15 protein-coding genes are annotated in these 22,299 nt (G+C 46.3%); all 15 read left to right on the top strand.

Annotated elements, in window-relative coordinates; all coding sequences use genetic code 11:
• Positions 1-172: 172 nt before the first annotated feature.
• Positions 173-1,999 (top strand): glycoside hydrolase family 2 protein, encoded by a 1,827-nt coding sequence (locus ED312_RS10995; protein WP_206363249.1) that lies wholly within the window; start codon positions 173-175, stop codon positions 1,997-1,999.
• A gap of 875 nt (positions 2,000-2,874) precedes the next feature.
• A complete protein-coding gene (locus ED312_RS10990; RefSeq protein WP_123216067.1) occupies positions 2,875-3,588 on the top strand; it encodes a FadR/GntR family transcriptional regulator in 714 nt (237 codons plus the stop codon).
• A gap of 229 nt (positions 3,589-3,817) precedes the next feature.
• Positions 3,818-6,952, top strand: a complete 3,135-nt coding sequence (locus tag ED312_RS10985) for a SusC/RagA family TonB-linked outer membrane protein (protein WP_123216066.1) — start codon at positions 3,818-3,820, stop codon at positions 6,950-6,952.
• A gap of 11 nt (positions 6,953-6,963) precedes the next feature.
• Complete coding sequence (locus ED312_RS10980; RefSeq protein ID WP_123216065.1) at positions 6,964-8,460, top strand: RagB/SusD family nutrient uptake outer membrane protein; 1,497 nt, start codon at positions 6,964-6,966, stop codon at positions 8,458-8,460.
• A gap of 1 nt (position 8,461) precedes the next feature.
• Complete coding sequence (locus ED312_RS10975; protein ID WP_123216064.1) at positions 8,462-10,858, top strand: chondroitinase-B domain-containing protein; 2,397 nt, start codon at positions 8,462-8,464, stop codon at positions 10,856-10,858.
• Between the two features lie 32 nt (positions 10,859-10,890).
• On the top strand, positions 10,891-12,339 hold the full coding sequence (locus tag ED312_RS10970; protein WP_123216063.1) for an IPT/TIG domain-containing protein: 1,449 nt from the start codon (positions 10,891-10,893) through the stop codon (positions 12,337-12,339).
• Positions 12,340-12,367: 28 nt separating this feature from the next.
• Positions 12,368-14,575 carry a heparinase II/III domain-containing protein gene (locus tag ED312_RS10965; protein WP_148044275.1) on the top strand — a complete coding sequence of 736 codons (2,208 nt, stop codon included), beginning with the start codon at positions 12,368-12,370 and terminating at the stop codon, positions 14,573-14,575.
• A gap of 11 nt (positions 14,576-14,586) precedes the next feature.
• Positions 14,587-14,955 (top strand): cupin domain-containing protein, encoded by a 369-nt coding sequence (locus ED312_RS10960; protein ID WP_123216061.1) that lies wholly within the window; start codon positions 14,587-14,589, stop codon positions 14,953-14,955.
• Between the two features lie 3 nt (positions 14,956-14,958).
• The gene (locus tag ED312_RS10955) at positions 14,959-16,230 is read left to right on the top strand and encodes an MFS transporter (protein ID WP_123216060.1); all 1,272 of its coding nucleotides are present in this window, start codon (positions 14,959-14,961) and stop codon (positions 16,228-16,230) included.
• A 21-nt stretch (positions 16,231-16,251) separates the two neighbouring features.
• Complete coding sequence (locus ED312_RS10950) at positions 16,252-17,004, top strand: SDR family NAD(P)-dependent oxidoreductase (protein ID WP_123216059.1); 753 nt, start codon at positions 16,252-16,254, stop codon at positions 17,002-17,004.
• A complete protein-coding gene (locus ED312_RS10945; RefSeq protein ID WP_148044274.1) occupies positions 16,991-18,025 on the top strand; it encodes a sugar kinase in 1,035 nt (344 codons plus the stop codon). Before ED312_RS10950 ends, ED312_RS10945 begins: the two co-directional genes overlap by 14 nt.
• Positions 18,022-18,687: a beta/alpha barrel domain-containing protein gene (locus ED312_RS10940; RefSeq protein WP_123216057.1), complete on the top strand. Its 666-nt coding sequence runs from the start codon at positions 18,022-18,024 to the stop codon at positions 18,685-18,687. Before ED312_RS10945 ends, ED312_RS10940 begins: the two co-directional genes overlap by 4 nt.
• Positions 18,688-18,921: 234 nt before the next feature.
• Complete coding sequence (locus tag ED312_RS10935; protein ID WP_123216056.1) at positions 18,922-19,860, top strand: polysaccharide lyase family 7 protein; 939 nt, start codon at positions 18,922-18,924, stop codon at positions 19,858-19,860.
• A 22-nt stretch (positions 19,861-19,882) separates the two neighbouring features.
• Entirely contained in the window at positions 19,883-20,755 is an 873-nt protein-coding gene (locus ED312_RS10930) for an alpha/beta hydrolase (RefSeq protein WP_123216055.1), read from the top strand.
• A gap of 277 nt (positions 20,756-21,032) precedes the next feature.
• Positions 21,033-21,923, top strand: a complete 891-nt coding sequence (locus ED312_RS10925; RefSeq protein ID WP_206363248.1) for an endonuclease/exonuclease/phosphatase family protein — start codon at positions 21,033-21,035, stop codon at positions 21,921-21,923.
• Positions 21,924-22,299: the final 376 nt, after the last annotated feature.

The following is a 22,299-nucleotide window of genomic DNA, read 5'->3' as shown; positions in this document are numbered from 1 at the left end:
TTGGCTCGTTTGAATACCTCGTGTCCCGATAATTATCGGGATTGCCCCGAGGTAGTTGATTGTATATCAGGCCCTATTAACATATTCATAATTACGGCCGATAGCATAAGGCTTTGATTTTTCCTTTTCCGTCAACATTTAAAATTATTTAACTTTAAACACAATTATAACCATGCAAAACAAAAGAAGTATGCGAAATGTACTGGTACTGTCTTTATTGGTAGTATGTCATTTATCGTATGCCCAATGGAAGCCTGCCGGAAACAAAATAAAAACGGAATGGGCGGAAAACATAGATCCGGAGAATGTACTCAGCGAGTATCCGAGACCTATAATGGAACGTAATGAATGGCAAAACCTTAACGGGCTTTGGAGTTACAGCATAACGCCGCGGGAGAAAGCACGTCCTGAAGAGCACCAGGGGAAAATACTGGTTCCTTTTGCCGTGGAATCCAGCCTGTCCGGGGTGATGAAGGAAGTAGGGGCTGCCAATGTGCTTTGGTACAACAGGAATTTCAGTGTACCGGCTGCATGGAACGGAAAGAAGGTCCGGCTGAATTTCGGGGCGGTAGACTGGCAGGCAGATATATGGCTTAACGATATTAAGATAGCTACGCATACCGGTGGTTTCGAACCTTTTTCGATAGATATAACACCTTTCCTGAAAGAAAGCGGTGACCAGGAACTGACCGTGCGGGTTTGGGACCCTTCTGATGAGGGAACACAGCCCAGGGGAAAACAGGTGAAAAAACCGGAAGGCATCTGGTACACCCCCGTAACCGGGATCTGGCAGACCGTTTGGCTGGAACCCGTGGCGGAAAAGCATGTAAAAGACCTGAGGGTTATTCCTGATATAGACCGAAATGCCGTAAAGTTCACCGCAGATGTTGCCAATGCCGAATACGGGGACCTTATTGAAGTGACGGTATCGGACGGTACGACGGAAATAGCCAGCGTAAAGGCCGTAGCCAATGAAGAATTCGAAATTACAATAGATAATCCCAGGTTATGGTCGCCGGAATCCCCGTTTTTGTACAGGACCACAGTGAAGCTGATCGGCGGGAACAAAGATGTGACCGATGAGTTTAAAAGTTATTTTGCCATGCGTAAGATCGCTACGAAACGGGACGAGAACGGGGTGGTTCGCATGCAGTTGAACAACAAGGATTACTTCCATTTCGGCCCGTTGGACCAGGGATGGTGGCCTGACGGGCTGTATACCGCACCGACTGACGAAGCCCTGAAATACGATATTGTCAGGACAAAGGAAATGGGCTATAATATGATCCGTAAGCATGTAAAGGTAGAACCTGCACGTTGGTATACGCATTGCGATGAACTGGGAATACTCGTATGGCAGGATATGCCCAACGGCGACAGGCAGAAAGACTGGCAGATGCGAAATTATTACGAAGGTAACGAATACCGGAGGACGGCAAAGTCCGAGCAGATATACCGCAAGGAATGGAAGGGGATTATGGATTATCTCTATTCTTACCCGAGTATTGTAGTGTGGGTGCCGTTTAATGAGGCATGGGGACAGTTTAAGACGGAGGAGATTACGGAGTGGACCAAGAGCTATGATCCGAGCAGGTTAGTGAATTCCGCAAGTGGCGGAAACCACTTCCGGACAGGAGATATCCTCGACCTGCACAACTACCCGCAACCGGACCTGTTCCTTTACGATGCCAACAGGGTAACCGTACTGGGAGAATACGGTGGTATAGGATTGCCATTAAAAGGACACCTCTGGGATACCGGCAACAACTGGGGATATGTACAGTTCAAAAATTCCAAAGAAGTTACGGATGAATACGTAAAATATGCCGAAAAACTAAAAAAGCTTATCCCGGCCGGGTTTTCCGGGGCAGTATACACCCAGACCACTGATGTAGAGGGAGAAGTGAACGGATTGATGACATACGACCGGAAAGAAGACAAAATGGATGTTAAAAGAATCCGGAACGTAAACCAGGAAGTTATTAATATGCTGAAATGATTTAGATATCAGACCTGTTTCTGCAGGTCTTTAAGTACAACAACAGTAAAAGGAGGGAGAAAACGGAAGTGTTCTGTTTTTTTCCTCCTTTTATTATTGAAGTCTTTATTAACGTATATGATAAAAATTGTTTTTACCGGGTTTCTCGGAGAATCAGTTTACCCCAGCCATTTCAACTGGCTCAATGCAGAACCTAAAGGGAGCCTGATTTTCCTCGATTTGCTCCCTTTAGGGCAATGTCATTTAGTTAGTGTTATAATAGACTGAAAAAGAAGTATGTTTAGAAAAAAACAAAAGGCTCCTCCCTTCATCCCGATGATTATCGGGAGAAGGGAGGTACCCGAGCATAGCGAAGGGGGGAGGGTTTGAAATCCCGGACCATTGGTATAACCGTAAACACTTGTGTATGTATGCCAAGGCCTGCGCTTGTCAAAACTCCCCGTCCCGCAAAGCGGTCCACCCCTCTTCATCACAAGAGGGGAGCCCTAAAAAGGCAAAAAAAATGAACAAATTTACTTAACTAAATGACATTGGCCTTTAGGGCTGGGGGTAACAAATCGGGGACCTATCGGAACTCATTTTGTAGTTATAGAAACTAAGAGGGATGAAATTATAAGCCTGCCGTTTTTCCTTTTTTATCACTACACACTGTTTTTCCGCAAAAACTCCGCAGTAGAAGCTAACCATATATTCGTTTTTGTTCGATAAGCAATAATTATAAGTTCCTGTAAATGCTTATTCCGTAGTTATGTAACATGATAATTATGAAATATTTAAAATTTTAATCTTTTATTCTTGCAAGTTTAAAAATAATTATTACTTTTGGTCAACCAATCTGGTTAACCAATCTGGTAAACCACATTACTTAATCGAATATGCTGGATTTAAAAAAGGAATATTTAACAGAGACACAGGAAGAATTCCAAACAGATGAGGAACTTATTATCAATAAGATAAAAGACCTCATTACTTCCCGGCAACTGGAGTCCGGGGATCGTTTGCCTTCGGAGCGTAAGTTGTCAGAAAAATTTAATGTTAGCCGTAGCCAGGTAAGGTCGGCCATACAGAAGCTGGAATTTTACGGGTTACTGAAGACCCTGCCCAAAAGCGGAACTGTGGTATCCAACCTGGGGGTTACGGCATTAAACGGAATGATGCGGGATATTCTGAAGCTGCAGAGACCGGATTTCAAGTCATTGGTGGAAACGAGGATAATGCTCGAAAAAAATGCGGTATGGCTGGCAGCACAGCGAAGGAGCGAAGAGGATCTGCAACATATCGAAGAAGCTTTAAAAGCTTTTGAAAGCAAGCTTCTCACCGGTGAAAGTGCCGTGGAAGAAGATATGATGTTTCACCTCAAACTCGTGGAAGCCGGTAATAACAGTGTGATGCACTCCCTGGTACTGATCATCGTCCCGGAGATAATCACCTATTTTATGAGTAACAAAATATGTAGTCATGTAGAAGCAAAAAAACTGATAAAAGAACACGAGGATATTTTCAACGCCATTAAAGAAAAGGATCCCGAAAAAGCGGAGGAGGCCATTGATACGCACTTCACCGATCTGAAGAACTATTGCTACAGCTAAGTAATATTAAGTACGAAATTAAAAAGGATGAGCCGCCTACTCACCCTTTTTAGATAAAACTTCTTGTGTCAGAAGAATAATAATAGTGCTGATATTAAGTACTACTATTATCTGCAAAATTAAGGAAAAGATTATTTTAACAAAATTATCTGTTTCATAATTCCATGTTTTGCGATAGTGGGGGTGCTTGGTATGCGGCAAACCGAAACTATTCAAAACTAACCAGATTATGAAAACCAGATTTTATGTACTCTTCTTTTTTCTGAGTATTGTGTCCGTACATGCCCAGGATTCCTTTACGCTTACCGGAAAAGTTATCTCCGCGACAGACGGGTTACCGGTTATCGGGGCCAATATTGTTGTGGTCAATGCGTCAAGAGGTACAACTTCCGACTTCGACGGTAATTTTTCTCTCCCGGTCTCCGAAAACGATGTAGTCAGCATTTCTTATATAGGATATGTTACCGAAAATATTATCGTCACCAGCCAGAACAATATTACCGTTACCCTGGAAGAGGACACGGAGCAACTGGATGAGGTGGTGGTGATCGCCTACGGAACGCAAAAGAAATCGAGTTTGACCGGCGCCGTGGCCAGCCTGGAAAATAAAAACCTAGACGAGTTGCCTTACAGCAGGGTAGACCAGTCCTTACAGGGAAAAATAGCGGGGGTACAGATCCAGAACGTATCGTCCGAAGTAGGTACCGCACCACAGATTAATATTCGGGGCCTCAGCTCCATCAGTGCCAATACCTCTCCGCTGATCGTTGTGGACGGTTTTCCCATTGCGGACGCCCTGGAGTTTATAAACCCGAGCAGCATTAAATCCGTTGAAGTATTAAAAGATGCCAGCTCTACCGCTTTGTACGGTTCCAGGGGAGCAAACGGGGTCATTCTTATCACCACCAAAAACGGGAGCTTACAGCCAAAATATGTTTTCAAAACCTTTACCGGGTTTAAAAAAGCCTACGAGCAGATAGACGTTCTGGATGCTTATGAATATACGGATATGCTGCTCAGGGAGCGGCAGATGATCGAAGATTACACGGCCATGCAAAACGGCACGGCACCAACGGTACTAAGGCATTCCGACCGGGAAATGGCACAAAGGATCATTGCCGACAAGACCGGGGGGACGGACTGGGCGGACGAATCCCAAAGGGGAGTGGCCCATATAAAGAATTATCAGTTCGATGTATCCGGGGGAAACAGTAACACCCGTTATTATATCTCTTCTCAGTGGATCGAAGATGAGGGGCTGCTGAAGGACAACTTTAACAACAGGCTGAACCTGCAGGGGAGATTGAGTACCAAGCTCTCTGAAAACCTGGAGATAGGTTTTAACTTCCGGCCTTCGTATTCCAGGATGAGACGGTCTACCGTTCCTTTTTCGGATTTTTCCCGGGCTCTGCAGTGGGGCCCCGTAAAACACAACGAATTTACTTCCCGACTTACCGGGCAGCGACTGGGTTCCTACGCACATCCGCGCCATTTTAATAATACCACCTACACCTATACCGATGAAAACGGGGAGGAAAGGACCTTTACCGTGCCGTCGCTCTGGGGGTCCAGTAATAATAACCCTATTGCACGCATGGAAAACGAAGAGCGGATGCAATACGATTACCGGATGGTCGCCGATGGATTTACGAACTGGGATATTACTGACGATCTCAGGTACCGCGGCTCCGTAGGGATGTATTTTCAGTACCGTGATTACGAACGGTTTCGCAAATCCATAGCAGACAGAACGGGACAGTCCCTCGGGATCAACACCACCTATATGCGCAACCGGGTCATTACCGAACATACCCTGAACTACAGGAAAAAACTGGGAAATCACAGATTGGACGGACTGGTGGGAACAACCTATGAATACACGGGAATTAAAAGAAGCGGGATAAGCGGTACACAATTTCCCACCGACCTTATAGAAACAATCAATGCTGCTACCGTCATCGATGCCAATGACACGTATACCAGTAAGGAAGAGATCTCCCTGGTATCTTTCCTGGCCAGGATCAACTACGAGTACAAGGGAAAATACCTGGCTTCCGTTGCCGCGCGTTACGACGGTTCGTCACTCTTCGGGCCGGAAAACAAATACGGATTTTTTCCCTCCGCTTCCGTAGGATGGAATATACACAAGGAAAATTTCTGGAAGGAAAAGATCCCCTTTATCAATGAATTTAAAGTGAGATCCAGTTTTGGTATGACGGGGAATAACAATATAGAGAATTACGCTTTTGCCAATCTTCTGTATCCCGCCAATTACTCTTTCGGAACAGGTAGCGGATCAGTCACCTCCGGCCTGGGAGAAACCTATCCTACACTGGGGAACCGTGCCATAAGCTGGGAACAGACCTATCAGTACGATACCGGGCTGGATATCAGTTTCTTTAAAAATAAATTGTCTCTTACCGGAGATTACTATTATTCCATAACAGACAAACTTTTGCTGCAACAAAATGTTTCCTTTACCACGGGACGTGACAATTACTGGAATAATGTGGGGAAAATACAGAACCAGGGACTGGAATTCGCTTTATCCGCCAACCTGTCGTCCGATAATTTTTCCTGGAACGGTAACATTAATTTTTCCACGAATAAGAACAAGTTGATCTCCCTCGGGGGAGAAGAACAGTTCATCAACCAGGGAGAACGGAATGAGCAGTACATTTCCCGTGTAGGAGAAGAGGCCATACAGTTCTATGGGTATAAGATGGTAGGTATATGGCAGAATGCCGAAGAACTGAATTCGCTGCCCAGTTCGTCCGAAGATGCCGTGGGAGGTATCCGGGTAGCGGATATGAACGGGGACGGGGTGATCACGGCAGATGACCGTACAACACTCGGAAGCCCCTTTCCGGACTTCACCTGGGGTTTCAGTAACACCTTTACATTCAAAGGATTCGACCTGTATTTTCTTTTGCAGGGGTCGCACGGTGCCGAAGTATTTTATGGAGACGGGTATTATACCGAACCCAGGTACCTGCACAAAAATTTTGTGGAAGGGCGATGGTTTAACGAAAATTTTGCGGCTACCAAGCCCAGGGAAAAACTCGGAAGGGACTGGATACTCACCGATTATCTCATCCAGGATGCCTCATATATCTCGCTCAGGGAAGTGGTATTGGGATATTCCCTGCCGCAATCGGTAGTAAACAAGATCCGGCTGGATAAAGTGAGGTTTTTTGTCTCCGGACAAAACTTACTGTACCTCATGGCCGATGATTTCTTCGGTATCAATCCCGAGGCCATTTCCACTGGCGGAGTCTACAATTCACCGCTTATTTCAGGGTATCAGCGCGGAGCATATCCCATACAGAGACAAATAACCCTGGGACTGGATATTAATTTTTAAAATAAAGGGACATGAAAAGAAACAGCATATATACAAAAGTACTGAGCCTTATAAGTCTGTCCGTGGCTTTCTGGTTTGTTTCCTGTGATAAAGAACTGAACCTGCAACCGATCTCCGAAATAAGTGCCGATGAATTTTACAACAATGCCGAAGATATCAATCTGGCCGTAGTGGGGATATACAACGGCATGTACGATGTCCTGGACAAGGAGTGGATACTTACGGAACTCCGTTCGGACAATACCTATATGAGCCCGAGGAACAGTGAAACTGCCAATGTACCTTTCCGCCAGGTCGATCGTTTTGTACTGACCTCCCAGAATATTCACGTAGAAGATTACTGGAGGGCGTGCTATCGTGTCATTTCGCTGGCAAATAACGTGATCAACCAGATCGATGTGGTAGAAGATCCCGAACTCGCCGGCCGATATGAAGGGGAAGCCCGTTTTTTCCGTGCACATATGTATTTTAACCTGGTTCGTCTCTGGGGAGGGGTTTTTCTCGTAGACCGCCCCATTTCCGGGGCGGAAGCCAAAACGATGGACAGGAGTACCACGGAGGAAGTATATGATTTCCTTTTGGAAGACCTGGAATTTGCAGCCGAAAACCTGCCCGGTACGGCCGATGGTTCTGAGCTGGGAAGACTGACCAGGTGGGCAGCGAAAACCGAACTCGGTAAAGCCCTGCTCACCCGCGGAGGTACGGAAAATATAAACAGGGCGGTGACAGAACTGTCCGACGTGGTGCATAACAGCCCTTTTGCTTATCTCGACGATTATGCCGGTGTTTTTGACATATCCAACGAATACAACAGCGAAATCCTCTATGCCGTAAGGTACCAGACCGGAAGTGTTGGCCTGGGAGCGCCCTTTGCCAATTATTTTGCCCCTATGCAAAGCGATGATTTTGTGGTGAGAGGAAACGGTGATGAGCTCAATGTACCTTCCACAAGTCTGTCACAGACCTACGAAGCCGGTGATGAGCGAAAAGCAGCTTCTATGGCGGATACATGGATAGGTTATAACGGCATAGTAAACGAGAGCAAACACATTATCAAATACAATTCCGATTTCGCTACGGTAGACGATGCCGGGAATGACTGGCCGGTAATTCGCTTTACCGATGCCATGCTTTTGCTTGCCGAAGCCATAAATGAAGTAAACGGGCCTACATCCGAAGCCATTGATCTGCTCAACAAGGTACATGAACGTGCCGGACTGACGGCTTACGACAATTCGGAAGTGGGAAGTTATTTTGATTTCAAACTCGCCCTCGAAAAAGAGAGGAAACTGGAATTCGCCTTCGAGAACCAGAGGTGGTTTGACCTGGTACGTACGGGAAGGGCCATTACGGTAATGAACACCCATTTTGCCACGGAAGACCAGTATAACGATCCGGACAGGCCGCAGTTCAACACCAATCCCATAGAAGAATACCAGTTGCTGTTGCCCATACCGCAATATGAAATAGACCTGAACCCGGCCATAGCCCAAAATATCGGATACTGATATGAAGAATGTATATACATGTCTGCTTTGTATACTGGCTTTTCAGTGTCTGCACGCAACCGGCATCAGAGTTAGCACGGAAGAAGAACTCAACGAGGTGATAAAACAAGCCGTTCCCGGAGATACCATTGTCATGGTGAACAAAACGTGGACCAATACCGAGATCCGTTTTTTTGCCGGGGGAGAACCCGGAAAACAGATCGTACTGAAAGCGGAAACCCCGGGGAAAGTTGTCCTGAACGGAAAGTCGAGACTTATGATGTCCGGTAAATACCTTGTGGTCCATGGGTTGTGGTTCAGGGACGGAAATACTATGGGAAAACCGGTCATATCGTTCCGGAAGAACAAAGAAGAGACTGCTTTTTATTCCAGGGTAACCAATTGTGCCGTGACCGGCTATAATCCCGACGATCGTTCGTTGCAATATCAATGGGTGGAGCTCTGGGGGCAGCATAACCGGGTGGACCACTGTACGTTTCAGGGAAAAACAAACCAGGGCCCGGTACTTATCGTGGGACTGAAGGATAACAGGATTAACCTGGAAAACCATCACCGGATAGATAATAACCTCTTCGGCCATCGCCCGCCCCTGGGATCTAACGGGGGGGAAACCATTCGGATAGGGACCAGCCATACCTCCCTGGAATCTTCCGGGACCGTAGTGGAAGAAAACCTCTTCGAACGTTGCAACGGGGAAGTGGAGATCATTTCCAGTAAGTCCTGCGATAATATTTACCGGAATAATCTTTTTATAGAAAGTGAAGGCGGACTTGTCTTGCGGCACGGCAACCGCTGTCTTGTGGAAGGAAATATCTTTTTCGGGAACAATAAACCCCATACCGGTGGGGTCCGTGTTATCAATGAAGGACATATAGTACAGAATAACCTGATGATGGAACTGACCGGAGACGGCTTTCGCTCGCCCCTGGTGATTATGAACGGGGTGCCCGATGGCCCGTTGAACCGCTATAACCAGGTAAAGGATGCCGTAATACAGAACAATACTTTTATTAATTGTGCCCCCCTGGAATTATGTGCGGGAAGCGATGAAGAACGTACGGCTACCCCGGTAAACACCGTCTTTGCCAATAACCTGTTCTACACCGAAAAACAAGGGGAGATATTTCGCATTCTCGATGACATATCAGGGATTGAATTTTCCGGAAACAAAGTTCAGGGTCCGGTGACCACTAAGGTAAAAGGAGTAGAACGCATACAATTACAATGGAAAAACCTGGAGACATATCCCATTCCGCTGAGCGATTCTCTACTGGAAGCAGCACCCTCCGTAAGGCCCGTACGAACTGATCTTACGGGGACCGTGAGGACGAGGATAAGGGCAGGAGCGGTAATTCCGGGAAACGAGAGAGTTCCGGTGGCATTGCGCATAAAACCGGGAGTGGATTGGCCCGTGGAAAAACCTTCTGTAAAAACAGCATCCGAAGTGCCCGGGGAATATAAAGTTATTGAAGTTGCCCCGGGAAGGAATACCCTGGAGAAAGCGGTAAAAAAGGCTACGGATCACACGGTATTGCAACTGTCCGAAGGTATCTACGAAATAGATAAAGGCATGCCTGTTACTAGCAAACTTATTATAAGGGGAAAAGGAAGTGCCAAAACCGCGATCCGGATCAGCAAAGACGGGGATGTCCCCAATTACTTCTTCCGGGTACAACAAGGAAAATCCCTGACCCTGGATGGTGTGGAGATAGACGCCGGCAGGGAGAACCCCGTGAAATACGGGATCATTTCACCTGTGGAACCCAGTTCCGAAGCATACCGGCTGAAACTTAACGATGTTTACCTTCACGGTTTTACACAGGAAACCGGGGCGGTATTCAAGGCATATAAAGGCACTTTTGCAGATACCATCCGTATAACAAACAGCCGGATAGAGGACAGCCACAGGGGCCTGAACCTGAGTTATGAAAAAGAGGATAAAGGAAAATACAATGCTGAAGTTATAGATATACAAAATACCCTGTTTAAAGACCTGGGACAGTTTGCCCTTTATTATTACCGGGGCGGAAATGACGAATCTACCGTAGGAGGGCAGTTGCATATAGATCATTCCGTGTTCTATAATGTGGATAATAATGAAAAAGGAAGGATACTGCGAACCAGGGGCATCGTGTATGTAACCATATCCAATTCCGTATTTGCCGGAAGCCCGGAAGCAAAACAGGCCGTGGTTTTACAGGGAAGTAAAAACAGTATGGTCAATACGGTTATTTACAATTCCGGGGAGCTTAAACTTTCCGGGGGAGCCATTTCCGCCAATATTCTCAGGACCAATCCCATGTGGACCGACACCAGGGCCTTTAAGCCGGAGGAAAAGTCTCCGCTTAAAAATGCGGCGACGGATAAAAGAGATATTGGATTACTTCAAATGAACTAAAACCGATAAAACTAACTAAAACACCGACAGTTATGAAAATAAAATCAGCAACCTTTATCGCAGCAGTTTACGCGCTTGCCGTTATGATCTGTGTTGCCGGATGCGATGCCGATACGGAGGTGGACCAGACGGTAGAAGAAATACTTTCCGCGCAACCTACCATAGCCTCGTTCAGTCCCGCTTCCGCGGATATTCAGTCCAGAGTGATTATTAAAGGGACCTATCTGAATTTTGCCAATAAGGCTTATATCGGAGATACCGAATGTAAGATCACCCAGAGAATTAATGGGGAAACCCTGGAAATAGAAGTAGCCCCGGAGGCGAAGAGTGGTATTCTACGAATCACCACCTCTGCCGAAAAGGAAGCCTCTTCTTCAGAACAACTTTCCGTAACCTATCCGCAGCCGGCAGTTACCTCGGAATTTCCGGAAGGAGGAATGGTCAATGAAAATATTGTCGTTGAAGGGACAAATCTTCAGACGATTACCAGGGTTACCTTTGGAGGAGCCGAAGCCATTATTCAGTTTAAGGAAGCCCAGGCCCTGGTGGTTTCCATTCCCAATAACGAAGGAGAAGGACAAGAGGTAAAGATGTATTACAACACTTCTTCGGGAGAAACGTCGGCAGTCCTGAACAATGATTTTAAAATTACAATCCCCACCCCGGTAATCAACAACTGGCCACAACTGATGAGCCGGGACAATGAAGTCTTTATCACCGGGGAAGATCTGAACCTGGTCACTTCGGTTAACATAGGCGGCGAAGAAGCCGTAATAAATACTTCTTCCCCCACTGCACTGAGTTTTAATGTACCGGAAGGCGTCCAGACCGGGTACAGGGATATAGAAGTTAACTACGGTACGGACAAACAGGTGGTACGTGAAGCAGTGCCATATATCAACGGGCAGTACGAAAACTATATAGAATTCGATTCTGATCCTGAAAGTGTTTTCGTCATTGACCTGAGCAAGGACCCCCTGGCTGTTCAACAGCTTAACGGAAATGTAGAACAACCGCCTTTCCCCGGGGAATCCTACTATAATCTTCAGATGAATACCGGTACCGGAAGTACCATTGCCAGGATGCGACTGCACAACGAAACGGCAAACGATACCTGGCAGAATATACTGGATTCCGGGAACTTCGGAGATAATCCCGTATTGCACTTCTGGATAAATACCGAAGGAACATCGCCCATACTGAAACTCTATATCGGCGGGACCTCCAATGCCAACCGGAGGGAGCTTTCCGGCGATAATACCAATACGGACGGAACATGGAAGCTGTTTGCCGTCAGGCTTAAGGACTTTATCCCGGACCTGACTTCCGTAGGTTCAGCTTTCGAATTCCGCCTGAACACCGGTTCCGGAGCGACTACCTTCCCGGTAATTGTCAATCTCGACTGGATTATAGTAACCGACCAGGTACTCACGGAATTCGGGGCGGAAGATGTGACCGACCTGTTCAAACCCGCAGGATAATGATGCAAAACCAAATAAAAATCGCGATTTGAAAAATACAGTTATTCAATGTATAGGATTATTGGGGATGATGTTCTTCGCCCTTGTCCTCAGTGCACAGTCTGCCAGCAAAAACAATCCCCGGCTTCTATTGTCCGGGGACACTGCGGGGGCGATCGGCAGGGAAACAGATAACAATCCCCTGCTGGAAAGATCATTCCGGTATGCGGAACAAAAAGCGGATGCGGCGCTCCGGCATCCGGTTGAGGTCCCTGTCCCGGCAGATCCCGGAGGTGGGTATACCCATGAAAAGCATAAAAAGAATTACGCGGACATCTACAATGCCGCCCTGGTTTTTGCTATAACCAAAAAGCCGGAATATGCGGAGTTCGTCAAAAATATGCTGTTGCGGTATGCCGAACTCTATCCCGGATTGCCATTACATCCCAAACGGAAGGAAAACCACCCGGCAGGGAAATTGTTCTGGCAGGGACTCAACGAAGCGGTATGGTTGTTTTACAGCATCCAGGCCTACGATCTTGTAAAGACCGAAATAAAGACAAAAGACCGGGAAATAATAGAAAAGGAACTTTTCCGGAATATAGCGCACTTTATCAGTGTGGATTCTTATGACACTTTTAATAAAATACACAACCACGGCACCTGGGCGGTAGCATCGGTAGGAATGACAGGATATGTGCTGGGAGACAGGGATATGACTGAAAGAGCAGTAAAAGGGAGTAACAAAGACGGTAAAACAGGTTTCCTGAAGCAACTGGACGAATTATTCTCTCCCGACGGGTACTATTCCGAAGGGCCGTATTACCAGCGTTATGCCATACTGCCGTTTATGGTCTTTGCCGAAGCCATAGAAAAGAATCAGCCCGAACTGAAAATATTCGGATACAGGGACGGCGTATTGCATAAAGCGGTGGCTACATTGTTACAACTGACCAATCAGAAGAATGAATTTTATCCTATCAACGACGCCATAAAGGATAAGACCTATTTCAGCGAAGAACTTGTTTTCGCTACCAATATAGCCTATGAAAGATACAGGGATAAAAGCCTGCTGCCTGTAATCCTTCAGTATGGAAAAGTAAGTCTCTCCGATGCGGGGTTTATCACCGCAAAGGCTGCTTCCGGGGCGGAGAATATCCCGTATGAGAGATTCTCCCGGCTTATAAAGGACGGCCCGGAAGGAGATGAAGGAGGTGTAGCCCTGCTTCGTATGCCTAATACATCCGGCACACAACTGGACGCCGTTTTTAAGTTCGCTTCGCAGGGTATGGGGCACGGTCATTTCGACAGGTTGGGGCTGCTGCTCTACGACGGGCCGAATGAGGTCTTACAGGATTACGGTGCGGCCAGGTTTCTGAATGTGGAAGCCAAAGATGGCGGCAGGTATCTCAAAGAGAATAAAACCTACGCCAAACAAAGCATTGCGCACAATACGCTCATAGCTGACGAAACATCGCATTACCAGGCAAAAGTAAGCGAAGGTTCGAAGAACGTTCCGGAATTGTTGTTTTACGATTTTCAAAAGGATATACATATTGTTTCCGCAAGAGAAGATCATGCCTATAAGGATATAAAACTGGTACGTACTATTGCCATGCTTACTACAAACGAAGCACCGGAGCACCCTTTTATCATAGATGTTTTTCAGGCCGTATCGGATACCCCGCATCAGTACGATCTCAATTTTCAGTACTCCGGGCAGTTAATGCGTACAAGCTTTGACTATACCAGGGATAATAGCCTTACCGCTTTGGGAACTAAAAACGGTTATCAGCACCTGTACAAAACAGCACAGGGAAAACCAGGAAGTGGCCGGGCCGTATTTACCTGGCTCAAGGACAAAAAGTTCTATTCCATCACGACCCTTACGGATACCGATACAGAGGTGTTTTTCACGCAGACGGGTGCCAACGACCCCGATTTCAACCTGAGAAGTGAAAAAGGTTATCTCGTACGTCAGCCTGGTGCGGGGGAACATGTGTTTGTAAGCATCATAGAACCTCACGGAAATTTTGATCCGCAACTGGAGACCGTACAGAATCCCGATTCGGGTATTGAAAAACTGGAACTGGCATACAAGGACAAAAAATACCTGGCCGTAACATTCCGGTTTAAGAAACAAGAGGAATATACCCTGGTCCTATGCCACGAAAAAACAGAAGATAATTCGGAACATCAATTGACAATCGACAATAAAATCATACGCTGGAAAGGCGCATATACCATAACCAAATAAAAACAAGCTTCATGAAAAACCAAAAGATCATCAGTGATGTTTTTTTCCAGACCGACGGTAAAGAATGGGAAAATGTAGACCAGGGGGTCTCCCGCCAGTTCGTCGGATACGATACGCAGATAATGATGGTAAAAGTAAAATTCGAAACCGGTGCCGTAGGCTATGAGCATCAGCATTTTCATGCCCAGACCACCTATGTGGCTTCCGGAAAGTTCCGGGTGACCATTGACGGGGAAGAAAGGGTATTGTCCGAAGGGGATGGCTTTTATATTCCGCCGAATGTATTGCACGGTGCCGTATGCCTGGAAGCCGGTATGCTTATCGATGTATTCAGTCCCGTACGGGAGGACTTCCTCGATATTAACTTTTTAAAGAAATAGATTTTGAAGATCAAAGGACTACGATGGTGGATCATTGCCCTTATCGGCCTGGCAACCATTATCAATTATATAGACCGTTCCGCCCTGTCCATTATGTGGCCTGCTATGGGAAAAGACCTGGGGATGGATGATGCGGACTACGCACTCATACTCAACCTTTTTATGATAGCTTACGCCATAGGACAATCCGTATCGGGAAAGATGTTTGACAAGCTGGGTACCCGTATGAGTTATGTTATTGTCATAGCCGTATGGTCGTTATCTTCTGTGTTCCACTTCGCGGTAAGAGGAATTTATTCCCTCGGTTTTGTCCGGATGATGCTGGGTATTTCCGAAGCGGGAAACTGGCCCGGGGCTGTGAAGAGCAATGCGGAATGGTTCCCGGTGAAGGAACGTGCCGTTGCCCAGGGAATTTTCAATGCCGGAGCTTCTCTCGGATCAGTCGTGGCGCCACCGCTTATTGCCCTGCTTTATGTAGGGTACGGATGGAAAGTTACTTTTATCCTGATCGGAGCAATGGGACTGTTATGGATAATTCCCTGGCTGATCGTCAATAAAAAACTCCCGGAAAAACACCCGTGGATAACCGAAGAAGAACGCGCCTATATCACAGAGGGTAGAAACATGGAGGATTCCGATAAACAGGCTTCCAGGCCTTTGTCCCTCAAAGAAATTCTGTCCCATAAGGAATCCTGGAGCGTGGTGGTGTCGCGTTTTTTTCTGGAGCCCATCTGGTGGCTGTTCGTAGGGTGGATGCCTATATACCTGCAAAATACCTACGGTTTCGACGTCAAACAGATCGGATTGTTTGCCTGGGTGCCATACGTAGGCGCAGCTTTAGGAAGTATCGCCGGGGGATGGTATGCAGGCAGGCTGATGACCCGGAAAAAATCGGTGGATATAGGCAGGAAACGGACGATAAACATTGCCGGGATCATTATGTTTCTCGGGTTACTGGCCACTATTTTTCTGGCCGATACTCCGATGAAGTTCGTCATCATAGTAGCTTTTGTATTGTTCGGGTTCCAGTTCGGAATCAGTAACATACAAACCCTGCCCAGTGACCTGTTCGATGGAAAATCCGTCGGCACGCTGGCGGGTTTCGGGGGGATGTCCGGTGTGCTGTCCGTAATCGTCATGAATTTTCTGATCCCGGCAATTACAAGGGAATCTTACATCCCGGCCTTTGTAATTATAGCCGTTTTTGTTCCTCTCGGAATCCTGGCAGTACACATTTTTTGCAAAAAGATCAAACCAGTAAGCATCATTAAATAATTAAAAAAATCAAAATTCGAAATGAAATTAAAAGGAAAAGTTGCGGTAGTCACCGGAGGAGCGCGGGACATAGGAAGAGCAGTCTCGGTAAAACTGGCCAAAGAAGGGGCTAAAGTAGTGGTGAATTATTTTGAGAGTGAATCGCATGCTGAGGCCACGCTGGAAGAAGTCCGGAAAGTTGGCGGAGAGGCCATTGCCGTATACGGGGATATGACCAAACAGCAGGATATAGACCAAATGGTAGCCAAAACCAAAGAAGCTTTTGGCAATAAGGTGGATATTCTCGTCAATGTTGCAGGCGGACTCTTTGCCCGTAAGACCATTGAGGAGATGGACGAAGCTTTTTATGATTTATTGATGAATGTCAACCTGAAGACCGTATTCCTGGTTACCAAGGCATTCAAACCCTTGATGGAGACCGGGGCATCTATCGTGAACTTTTCTTCACAGGCGGCCAGGGACGGGGGTGGGCCCGGCGCCAGTATGTATGCTACTTCCAAAGGAGCGGTAATGACCTATACCCGTGCCCTGGCCAAAGAGTTCGGGCCGGAGGGAATCCGGGTAAATGCCTTGTGCCCCGGAATGATCGCCACCAAATTTCACGATGATTTCACCAATGTTGAGGTAAGGACCAAAGTTGCCGGGGGAACACCATTGCGGAGAGAAGGAAGAGCAGAGGAAGTAGCCGACCTGGTTACCTACCTGGCGTCTGAAGAATCTTCGTTCCTGACCGGGAATAATATAGATATAAACGGAGGACTTGCCTTTAGCTAGGGATGATATGAAACCGGAGAAAAAACATAAGATCGTAACCTTCGGGGAGATATTGATGCGCCTGTCGCCACAGGATTACAACTGTTTTGTACAGGCGCAGCAAGCCGATATTTTCTATGGGGGTACAGAGGCCAATGTTGCTGTTGCCCTTGCCCGCATGGGGTGTGAAACTTCACACGTAACGACCCTTCCCGATGACTTTACGGGAGCTTCGGCCAAAGGACATCTGAACAGGTATGGGGTAGATACTTCCTTTGTAGCCTGCAACAATGCTCCCCTGGGCATATATTTCCTGGAACAGGGTGTGGTACACCGGCCGGGAAGGATCGTATATAACCGTAGTCATTCCTCTTTTGCCGAAACGGACCCGGATGAATTCGATTGGGAAAAGATTTTGGACGATGCTTCCTGGTTTCACTGGACGGGGATCACTCCTGCCATATCTTCCGGTGCTTTCCGCGCTTTGAAAGATGCTTTGCAGGTAGCGCATAACAAAGGAATAACCGTAAGTACCGACCCGGTTTACCGGGGTAATTTATGGCAGTACGATGCCGATCCGTCCGCGACTTTACGGGAAATGGTTCCCCTGTCTACGGTTTTTATGGGTGGCCCCGAAGAGATTAACATGCTGTTCGGTACGTATTTCGAAGAAGAGGAATTCGAAGATGCTGCAAAATTTTTGATGGCGGAATGCCCTGTGATACGAAATGTGGTTCAAAAGACCAGGAGTTCTGTCAACGCGTCACGTCATGAAATAGCTTCCAGGTGCTGGGATGGAAAAAGGTTGTATGTATCCGATCCCATTGAAATTACCCCGGTGGTCGACCGGATAGGGACGGGGGATGCCTTTGCAGCCGGGCTTATTTATGGCATGCTGCACTATAATTGGGACGAAGCATTGCAATTTGCCAATGCTACATCCGCATTAAAACATACTATTCCCGGGGATGCCTGTCTGCTTTCGGCAGATGATATAACAGGTGTAATCCGCTCCGGGTTTAACGGAAGGATCATACGATGACAAAAACAAAATTTAAAAAGGAGACGGTATTACAGACATTCGGAGCATACCCTTTGGTACCACTCTTTTACGAGGAAAATATCCGGATTTGTAAACAATGGATCAAAGCCTGTTATGACGGGGGTGTCCGGGCAGTAGAGTTTACCAACAGGGGGGAACGAGCCCTTGCTGTGTTTACGGAGTTGGTAGCATGGACCGGGGAGGAGTGCCCCGGACTGGTCCTGGGGATAGGAACGATAAAAGACAGGGAAACTGCGGAAAAGTTTATTGCCGCCGGGGCTGGTTTTGTGGTAGCCCCTGTTGTGGATACGGAAGTAGGGGCGTATTGCATACAACAGGAAGTAGCCTGGATCCCCGGATGCGGAACGCTCACCGAAATGTATAATGCGCACAGGTACGGGGCGGATATAGTAAAAGCTTTTCCGGTGCGCGCGCTGGGAGGCCCGGATTTTATCAAAGCCGTGCTGGCCCCATGCCCGGAACTGAAGATCATGCCCAGTGGCGGAATAGATGCAGATCCCGGAACCTACCAAAAATACAGGGATGCAGGCGCTTTTTGTGTCGGTGTGGGATCTTCCCTTTTTTCCGGTAACGGAGCTGTTGTGTTGAAGTCGGAAGTGATCCGCAAAAGATGTCAAGAAATGCTGAATGTGAAGATTTGAAAAATGAGAAATATATATTAGTCCATGACAAAATTAGATTTTGGCACTATTTGTCGGAAAATCAGTTTTACCCTAGCCCTAAAGGGAACCCGATTTCCCTCGATTTCTCCCTTTAGGGGCGGGGTCAAAAATTGAGGGAAATCTTGCGGAATTGAATTTTGTCATGGACTAAAGAAATATGTATCAACCTTAAAATAACCAATAAACCAATCCAATACTTTAAAAAGCAGATTTATGAGAACTAAAACACCTACGTTAAAGACGGCTGTCCTGCTAAAAGGAACCCTGGTGATGGCCGCTTCATTATGCCTGGCATGCTCCGGGGATATAGAGGAAGGACTTGCCGGAGAGAACATTCTTTATATTCCGGAAGAAACAGATACTGCCCTGTATGCTGATATTGATTTCAGCCACTGGAAAATAACCTTACCCGTTGACCTCGATAATAATGGCAAACCCGATGAATACCAACCGTCCGACCTGATAGACTACGGTTACCAGGATATTGCGGAATTAGCGCCCTTTATGTATGATGATACTACGGATACTTCTATTGTATTTTATACCTATCCGGCGGGGGCCACAACGCCAAACAGCAGCTATCCTCGTACCGAACTGAGGGAACAGATGACCCCGGGAAATAATTATAACAACTGGTCGCTGACGGAAGGAGGGACTATGAGGGGAACTTTGAAAATAGACAGTATCTCTCCCGATACCGTGAATGCCAAGTACGATTATCACCGGGTTATCGTCATGCAGATCCACGGTATCATTTCACAGGAAGATATGGCCACTTATGGTTTCAGCAGTAATCACGCACCACCTTTACTCAAAATGACCTGGATAGACGGGCACCTGTTCGCCTATAAGAAAACCCTGGTGGACGAATCCACTTCCGGCATTGATCTGTATGACGACAGCAGCCAGACCTGGACAGACGTTAAGCACGATTTCGGAGAAGTGGGGAACGATACTTTTACCGTGGAAATAGAAGCTTCATACGGAGAACTGTCGGTAACCGTAGATGACGAAACCTATGTTTTTGACGATATAAGTATGGAAAAATGGCCTTTCGAAAACTATTTCAAAGCCGGAAATTACCTGGTAACTACCGATACATCCGGTTTTGCAAAAGTTAAATATTACGATCTGGAGGTCACACATCCCTGATAAAAATCAATAATAGCAGAAAATGAGAAAATTAGTTGTTTGTTTAGCAATCATTCTATCCGTGATTTATAATGTGTCCGGGCAGAACGCGGAGTATCTGCCGGTAGATTACCCGGAAAATTACACCGCAAAAATAGATGTAGTATATACCGTTGTTGACGGCTGGGAAGGCAGAATGGATATTTATTACCCTACCGATGTTAAGACCCCTGTTCCGCTGGTGGTCAATATTCACGGGGGCGGATGGAATCACGGGGTTAAGGAATCCCAACGCGGTTACGGCTCGTTTTTCAAGAATGGTTATGCTGTTGCCAATGTGGAGTATCGTCTTGTAGACGTAGCCACTGCTCCCGGCGCCATAGAAGATATTCGCTGTGCCCTGGTATATCTGCACAAACATGCGGAAGAAATAAATATCGACACGGACAACATCGTATTGATGGGCGGGTCCGCCGGCGGTCATCTGGCCCTTATGGCAGGATTGCTGGCAGATGACAAAAAGTTTGATACGAATTGCAGTTACGATAAATCCCTGAAAGTTGCCGCGATCATCGACAAATACGGCGTCACGGACCTTACGCCGCTTTCCGGGTGGAAATCGGCCAGGAACTGGTTGGGAGAAGGTCGTAACGACAAAGAGTTCGTAAAATCAGTTTCTCCTTTGTTTTATGTAGACAGGAACAGCCCGCCCGTATTCATTGTTCATGGAGATGCCGATCCCATCGTGCCATACGCTCAGTCCGTCGCTTTGTACAAAAAACTGACGGAGAACAGGGTAAAAACCCGTTTTATAACCATACCCGGAGGGCAACACGGCAAATTTACCCAAGAAGAAAAGAAAAAGGTCAGTGAAGAAATGTGGACATTCCTCCATAGTGTCATTCCTGTGGAATAAAATATATCCTGTTTCGGATAAAGTGGAATAAAGATCACCACCAACCGGACTTTTTTCAATAGCGGAAATCCCGGCTATCTCAAGCGAATGAGATAGACCGGGTTTCCCATTTTTGGGGCGGGTTACCTGAAAAGCAAAGTTGTTATAATCTCATTGAGAATTAAGAAATCTTAAATTATAGTTAGATAATGGATATTAATACTGCAGAGGCCTATCTTTGTGGGAAAACAAAATTTAGTATAAAATGATTGGATTTAGAAAAAACTTGATTTTTACTATGTTCTTACTAACCGGTCTGGGATTATCCGCCCAGAGTTTAAGAGTAGCCAGTTATAATCTCAGGTACGATAACCCGGGTGATTCTCTGAACAACTGGAAATACAGGGAAGAAACCGTAACCAACTTAATAAAATTTCACGATTTTGATATTTTCGGAACGCAGGAAGGCCTGCGGCATCAGCTGGAACAGTTAAAAGAGGACCTGCCGGGATATGATTTTATCGGGGTGGGGCGTGATGACGGAAAAGAAGCCGGTGAACATTCTGCCATATTTTACAACACGGAAAAGTTTGAACTGGAAGACAAAGGCAATTTCTGGCTTTCCGAAGATACCACCAGACCAAATAAGGGCTGGGATGCCGTATTGCCGCGTATATGCTCGTGGGGGAAATTCAAGGTAAAGGAAACCGGTTTTGAATTCTATTTTTTTAATGTGCATTTTGACCACGTAGGGACAGAAGCACGGAAAGAAAGCGCAAAACTTATCATGCGAAAGATGAAAGAATTTGACGATACCGTTCCTGCCATCCTTACAGGCGATTTTAATGTAGACCAAAACAGTGAAAGCTACAAGGTACTGAACGAGTCGGATAAATTGACCGATGCCTTTGAAAAAGCGGCTTTACACTACGGTGCGCAGGGTACTTACAACGGTTTTAAACCGGATTCACGTTCCGATAGCAGGATAGATCATATCTTTATAACCGATGATTTCCTGGTGGATAAACACGGTGTGCTGACCGATTCTTATAAAACAGATGAAAAGGAGTTACAGGAACTGGTCAATACCGGCAATTATCCGAAGGAAATATCCCTGTACGCAACACAGACAAGGTTGCCTTCCGACCATTATCCGGTACTGGTAGTATTGCATTATAATGCGAACTGATTGGATTTAAACAGGTGGTGCCGTTATTTTATCTTTATACGGAATAATACACTGTCCGTCTACCCGAAAACCATGATTTTCAAGCCTGTTTCTGCCTGGGTATTGCATAATTCAAATAAATGATGCAATTTTGTGCCCGCAAATGAATTATTAACCTGATAAAAAACGAAGAAAATGCTCATGATCCGAAAGTACTTCACAGCAAAACCTTCCGTACACACGGATGTGTTTCTTCGTGGTTTTTATCTGTCTTAATCCGATATAGAAATACAGCAGATATATGAAAAACCCGAAGAGAAATCCTCGGGTTTTTTTGTTCCCGGTATTTTACCGCAACTTCCAAGATTCCCGACGATTTGAGAACTATAGTTTGCCC

Source organism: Sinomicrobium pectinilyticum, assembly GCF_003725735.1.
GTDB lineage: Bacteria > Bacteroidota > Bacteroidia > Flavobacteriales > Flavobacteriaceae > Sinomicrobium > Sinomicrobium pectinilyticum.
The sequence above is the reverse complement of the archived record's forward strand: the minus strand, read 5'-3'. Positions and strand labels throughout refer to the sequence as shown.